The sequence below is a fragment of the Streptomyces sp. MS191 genome, from assembly GCF_008042125.1.
Classification (GTDB): Bacteria; Actinomycetota; Actinomycetes; order Streptomycetales; family Streptomycetaceae; genus Streptomyces.
On sequence record NZ_RDBI01000088.1, the window covers coordinates 1 to 6,140 of the forward strand.

Annotated in this window: 5 protein-coding genes and 1 pseudogene; all 6 read left to right on the forward strand. The window is 69.5% G+C overall.

Features of this window, described 5'->3' with window-relative positions:
* Positions 1 to 64 precede the first annotated feature (64 nt).
* Entirely contained in the window at positions 65 to 457 is a 393-nt protein-coding gene (locus tag EAO71_RS35065) for a hypothetical protein (RefSeq protein ID WP_147981873.1), read from the forward strand.
* The gene (locus EAO71_RS35070; RefSeq protein WP_147981874.1) at positions 454 to 783 is read left to right on the forward strand and encodes a hypothetical protein; all 330 of its coding nucleotides are present in this window, start codon (positions 454 to 456) and stop codon (positions 781 to 783) included. Before EAO71_RS35065 ends, EAO71_RS35070 begins: the two co-directional genes overlap by 4 nt.
* On the forward strand, positions 780 to 1,016 hold the full coding sequence (locus tag EAO71_RS35075; RefSeq protein ID WP_147981875.1) for a hypothetical protein: 237 nt from the start codon (positions 780 to 782) through the stop codon (positions 1,014 to 1,016). Before EAO71_RS35070 ends, EAO71_RS35075 begins: the two co-directional genes overlap by 4 nt.
* Positions 1,017 to 1,025: 9 nt before the next feature.
* A complete protein-coding gene (locus tag EAO71_RS38035; RefSeq protein ID WP_187282950.1) occupies positions 1,026 to 1,178 on the forward strand; it encodes a hypothetical protein in 153 nt (50 codons plus the stop codon).
* Entirely contained in the window at positions 1,171 to 1,959 is a 789-nt protein-coding gene (locus EAO71_RS35080; protein WP_147981876.1) for a hypothetical protein, read from the forward strand. The genes EAO71_RS38035 and EAO71_RS35080 overlap by 8 nt, the downstream gene beginning before the upstream one ends.
* Positions 1,960 to 2,727: 768 nt before the next feature.
* A pseudogene (locus EAO71_RS35085) lies at positions 2,728 to 6,140 on the forward strand (hypothetical protein); the annotation flags it as partial.

Genomic DNA, 6,140 nt, shown 5'->3' on the forward strand with positions numbered 1-6,140 from the left:
GCCCCCCACTGACCCCCTTCTGCTGCCGCCTTTCGACAGCAACCACAGACCAGGAGTCACCCGCATGACAGCACGCACTCTCACCCACGGCGCGTCCAGCGACATCGACGACGACATCCGCGACCACGGATACGCCATCCTTCAGACCCGCGTGGAGCGCATCCCGGGACTTATCCGGGGCTTCCCCTGCCAGGAGCCGGACGGCTGCGACCAGCCCGCCACCCTCGCCACTCTCGCCGTCGAAGGGACGGCCAACGAGGACGGCGCGTGCGGCCTCTACCTGGCGAAGGCCCCGAATGGGAACCCGCTGTGCATCCCCGTCTGCGACGAGCACCGAAGCGAAGCCAGCCACGACCTGTACTTCGCGCTGACGGAGCGACAGCGACCCAACGGAATCCGCGCGTTCGACGCGCCTGGCCAGCACATGGTGTGGAACTCAAGCCGGGAGGGCCGATGACCTCCCACGTCGAGCAGCAGGTGCAGGCCCGGATAGCTGCGGCCAAGGCAAAGACGCAGCAGCAGAAGCAGGAACGGGATGAGCTCGCCGGCCGACGCAAGGCCGGCCTCATGGCCCGTCACCGCGCAAAGGCCAAGCGCCGCGGGATCCGCCTCGGCTTCTGCGGGACCTGCGCCCGGCCCCTGATGCGCGGCACGTACCTGCAGTGCAGCAAGGGATGCGGCGCCAAGCTCTGCCGCGGCACCCCCCGCTGCATCCCCCAGCACAACACCCAGTGCCCCAACCGGACCACCGCCTACACCGACAGCCCCGGGAGCACGGCATGAACCCCGACCAGATCCTCGTGTCTGCGCTCGCCCGAGCCGCACTCGCCGAGGACCACGCCACGCTCGCCCAGCTCATCAACGACTGCCCCGACACCAAGGTCCGCGACGCAGCAGCCCACACGCTCGTCATGCTCGTCGCCGGCTTCCGGGCCGCGTTCACCCCGGCCGACTGGAAGGCCTTCCGCGAAGAGGCCGTCACCAGCCTCACGCTCCTCGAGCTCGACCCCACCTAGGGAGACACCGTGACCGACGAACCCAAGCCCGAAAGCAACGGCCGACGCATGACCCGCCTCATCCGCGACACCCCGCCCAAGAGCGACCGCCAGCGGATGCTCGACAACTTCCGCCGCACCTGGGCCAAGCCCACCACCAAGAAGGAGAACGACGATGCCTGAGCAGCTTCCCTGCCCCCACCTGTACGCCGGCCACGACGCCGGGCACTACAGCCTCCCCGGCGACGTGCTCAAGGCACGCGAGACGTACCGCAGCCTCGAGGCCATGCCCTGGCCCAAGCCGCCGCAGAACGCGTGGGAGACCGTGCAGGCCGTCGCCGTCGCCACCGTCGACGCCCTCCACGACGGCACCAAGCTCCCCGACATCGCACTCATCGAGCAGGCCCGCCAGGCCGAACGCGTCTACGCCGACGCCCTCGACATGATGGACCTCTGCTTCAGCACTGCCGTCCAGCGAGCCCGAGACACCCTGCGCGGCCAGGCTCTCGCCATCATCACCGACCACCTGCGGCCCGCCCACGACGCGACCTGGCAGGCCTACACCGACGCGCACCGCGTTCTCCTGGAGCACGGCGAGACCGAACCCCGCCGCCTCCTCTCCGCCCCCTCCAAGGTCCGCAAGGCGTCCGACACGTGCGACCTCATGGCCAACCGGTACGAAGCCATCAGTGCCGCCCGCAGCGACCTGGCCATGCGCTGTGGTCTGCGCAGCACCGACGACCCGACGGGCAAGTACGCGGCCATCCGCAACTACCACGAGCTGCATCCCACTCGATGGGCCACGGCCAAGCCTGCTTGGCACGGCCTGCCCGCCCGCCGCTACCTCGACTGGATGGCCGACCACGGCGGACAGCTGTGGATGCCAACGCCCGACGAGCAGACCGAAGCCGCACTGGCCGAGCTGCACATCGGCAACCCGCTCGGGCAGCGCACCGCGGCCTGAGCCCACAGATCCGGCGTCAACGTCACCAGCGGACGGTGAAGGCCAGCCGACCAACGGATCGATGGGCGGCTAGCGAGTCTCTTCCTTCCTCGCAGCGATCCGCCCAGCGTCGACCGGGAGCGGGCCAGGCAATCCGTCTGGCCCGCCTCGGAGCCCAACCAAGATCGGAGAACCGATGATCAAGACGACGCCCGCGCGCACGGGTGGGGGCGCACCCGCCCGCGCGCCCGCGGGGGACCGCCGGGGAGGGAAAACCCTGGCGCCGCGATCCGGAGCGTTTGCGCGGCCCGACGAAATGGGGGCGCCGTGAGCAGATGCGCGTTGTGTGAGGCGGAGTTCGCTCCGGCGCCTCGTGGCCGGCCGTCGCGGTTCTGCTCGGATCGCTGCCGTAAGGCCCGGCATCAGCGTGAGCGGACTCTCCGCGCCCAGGTCGAGCGGTACAACCGCCTGGCCCGGCTGAATCCGGAGCCCTACAGCTCCATGTGGGCCTCGATGGCGGCCGACGCGCAGGCCGACCTGTCGAAGCTCTCCTAGTCCTTCTTTACCGCCCCCGGTCGGCGTCTCCGGGACACCCGCTGACAACCACAGAGCACGTCAGTGAGGTGACCTATGCCCGCTCAGGGTGTGTTGGTCGGACGCGGATACGTCTCCATCCGGCCCGAGTTCGAAGGTGACTGGTCCCGCAGTATCGGCGCTCGCGCGTCGAGGGCCGGCCAGTCGGGAGGTAGTTCGTTCGGTAAGGCGTTCGGCCGGGCGGCCAGCGTCGGCATGAAGGGGTTCGCGGGGCTCCTGGGGACTTCCCTGGCGTCGTCGCTGACGCCCGCCATCGCCGCGTCGGCCGCATTGGCCCCAGCGCTCGTCACAGCAGGCACCGCCGCTGCAGCTCTGAAGATTGGCTTGTCGGGCGTCGGTGATGCCTTCAAGGCGGCATTCGCCGACACCTCGGCGCAGGCATCGTCAGCGGCCTCGGCAACCCGAGCGGTGGAATCCGCGCAGCGAGGCCTGGCGAACGCTCAGCGATCCCTCGCGGACGCGCGCGTGCAGGCAGCCGAGCGCGTGATGGAAGCACAGGAGCAGGTCACCGATGCCGAGCGGGACCTCGTGGACGCCCAGCGCGAAGCCAGGGGTGTCCAGGAGGAACTGACGGGCGCCCGCCGGGAAGCGGCGCGGGCCCTGCAGGACATGAATCAGCAGCTTGCGGAGTCGCGCCTCGACGAGCGGGACGCGGTCCTGCGCCTGAAGGACGCTGAGGCCGACCTGCGGGCGGCTCAGGCCAAGCCCGGCACCACTCCGCAGGAGCTGGAGCGTCTGCGGATCGCCCAGGAGCGGGCCCGGCTGAACCTGCAGGAACAGCGTCGTGACGTCGAGCGCTTGGCCGCGGACACGAAGGCTGCGAACAAGGCCGGCATCGAGGGCAGTGAGCAGGTTCTGGCGGCCAAGGGGCGGATCGCAGAGGCGGACCGGAACGTCGCTGACAAGCAGCGCGGCCTGGCCGACGCCCAGAAGGGTGTCGACGATGCCCGCAAGGATGGGGCCCGGCAGGTGGCCGATGCACAGCGGGCCGTCTCGGAGGCTGCCGCAGCAGTGGCGGACGCTCAGGCTGCGGCAGCCTCGCAGACGTCGAAGGTGGACCAGGCGATGGCGAAGCTGGCTCCGAACGCTCGCAGCTTCGTGAACGCGGTCCGTGGCCTGGCGCCCGCCTGGGCTGGGATGCGACTCGCGGTACAGGACCGACTGTTCGCCGGCCTCGATGGCACGGTGGCCCAACTGGGCCGCACGACGATTCCGATCCTTCAGCGGCAGCTCACCAACACGGCCGGCATCTGGAACCAGCTGGCGAAGTCGGCCGCGGCCGCCGTGACGGACATGGCGAAGTCCGGGATGCTCGACGACATCCTCGCCGGGGCGAACAAGAACCTGGCGGTGTTCAAGGACACCCCTCGGCAGCTGATCACCGCGTTCGGTCAGCTGACGGTGGCGGCACAGCCGGCGTTCAACGGCTTGCTGCAGGGCTTCTCGAAGGCGATCGGTTCGGCGACGTCCAAGCTGGGCGAGTCGTTCAAGTCGGGTGGCCTCGAGCAGGCCATCACGACGGCGTTCAGTCTGCTGTCACAGCTGGGCGGGATCCTCGCGGACGCGTTCGGCACGGTCGGCAACATCATGAAGGCCGCCGCGGATGCCGGTGGCCAGGCCCTCGCCGTCGTGGGGTCCTTGTTCGCTGAGCTCCGCAAGGTCACCGCCATGCCCGAGGTGCAGGCAGCGTTGCGGACCATCTTCGCCTCGGTCGCTCAGATCGCGGCCGCGATCGCCCCGGTATTCGGTGCAGCGCTCCAGGCTCTGCTGCCTCTGCTGGCCGCTGTGGCGCCTGTGCTGGCCCAACTGGCAAAGACGCTAGGCCCGGTGCTGTCTCGGCTCGCTACGGCGCTGGGGAAGGCCCTCACGCCCCTCATCGAGGCACTGCTGCCGGTGGTGACCCTGGTCGGCGACGCGCTGATCTCGATGGTGGCTGCCCTGACTCCGCTGCTGGAGCCGATCGGGAAGCTGCTGGGGCAGATCATCCGGGTGCTGATGCCGGTGATCACGCCGATCGTCAACGTGATCACGGGCCTGGTGCGGGTGCTGGTCGGCCCGCTGACGGCCGCGGTAGAGGCGTTCATGCCGGTGCTGGATCTTCTCGGGGAGATGTTCGCCGATGTGTTCGGCGCGTTGGAGCCTCTGATCAAGCCGCTGCTGCAGGTGGTGTCGACTCTGGCGAACCTGTTCGTCAGCGTTCTGTCGACGGCGATCGGTCAGCTGCTGACGGCGATCCGTCCGGTGATCCCGATGTTCGTGTCGCTGATCGGCGCTCTCGTGTCCGGCCTGCTGCCGATCCTTCCGCAGCTGTCGGACGCCCTGATGGTCATGGTCGACCTGTTCCTCGATGTCGGGGTGTCGCTGATTCAGCAGCTGCTGCCGCCGATGCTCGACCTGTCGCTCGCCCTCGTCGACCTGGTGGTCGCCCTGGTGCCGATCTTGCCTCCGCTCACGCAGCTCATCGTCATGGTGTCCCAGCTTGCCGCGGGCGTCCTGTCCCGGCTGCTGCCGCCGCTGGTGACGCTGGCCGCCTTCCTGATCGGCAAGTTCGCCGGCGCCATGTCGACGGCGATCCGTTGGGTGACGAGCCTGGTGACCTGGCTGCGGGACAAGCTGGGGCCGGCGTTCCGCTGGCTGTATGACTCGGTGGTTCGGCCGGTGGCGCGGAACATCGGCACCGCGCTGGATGGCCTGCGGGTGGCCGGCGACAAGGTCGGTGCCGCGTTCAAGCTCGTCGTCGAGGCCATCGGCAAGCAGTGGGCACGGCTGCGGGACTTCGCCAAGAACCCGATCAAGTTCATCATCGACACCGTCTACAACAAGGGCATCGTGGAGTTGTGGAACACGGTGGCCGGGGCGTTCTCCGGGCCGACGCTGAGCGAGTTCCATCCCAAGGGGTTCGCCACGGGTGGCAGCGTGTTCGGCGCCGGTAGCGCGACGTCGGATTCGATTCCGGCGCTGCTGTCCAACGGCGAGCACGTGTGGACGGCTCGGGAGGTGCAGGGGGCTGGCGGCCACGGGAACGTGCTGGCGCTGCGGCAGGCCGCGGCACAGGGCCTGCTGCCCGCTTTCGCGGACGGCGGCATCGTCGGAGCCATCAAGTCTGCGGCCGGCGCCGTGGGAGACCTGTTCACCGACCCGGGCAAGACGTGGTCTCGCCTGACGGCGCCCATCCGCGGCCTGCTGGGCGGCATGGGCGACTCCCGCTGGGTGAAGCTCATCGCCGGCATTCCCACGCGGATCATGAAGACGCTGAAGGACAGCGTCATCAAGGCCGCAGGGAACCTGTTCGGCGGCGGCGAGGGCAGTGCTCCGGCCGGCGGATCCGGCGGCAGCGGCGTGCAGCGCTGGCGTGGCACAGTCCTTCAGGCCCTCGGCCTCGTCGGCCAGCCGGCCGCCTACGCCGACATCACCCTGCGTCGCATGAACCAGGAGTCCGGCGGCAACCCGAACATCGTCAACCGCTGGGACTCCAACTGGATCGCCGGGCACCCGTCCGTCGGTCTAATGCAGGTCATCGGCCCGACGTTCCGCGCCTACGCCGGGAAGATGGCCGGCGTCGGCCCGTTCGCCTACGGCGTCTCGACCAACCCTCTGGCCAACATCTA

Coding starts and splice junctions, on each gene's coding strand:
- EAO71_RS35065 (WP_147981873.1), top strand. CDS start 65: ATGACAGCACGCACTCTCACCCACGGCGCGTCCAGCGACATCGACGAC.
- EAO71_RS35070 (WP_147981874.1), top strand. CDS start 454: ATGACCTCCCACGTCGAGCAGCAGGTGCAGGCCCGGATAGCTGCGGCC.
- EAO71_RS35075 (WP_147981875.1), top strand. CDS start 780: ATGAACCCCGACCAGATCCTCGTGTCTGCGCTCGCCCGAGCCGCACTC.
- EAO71_RS35080 (WP_147981876.1), top strand. CDS start 1,171: ATGCCTGAGCAGCTTCCCTGCCCCCACCTGTACGCCGGCCACGACGCC.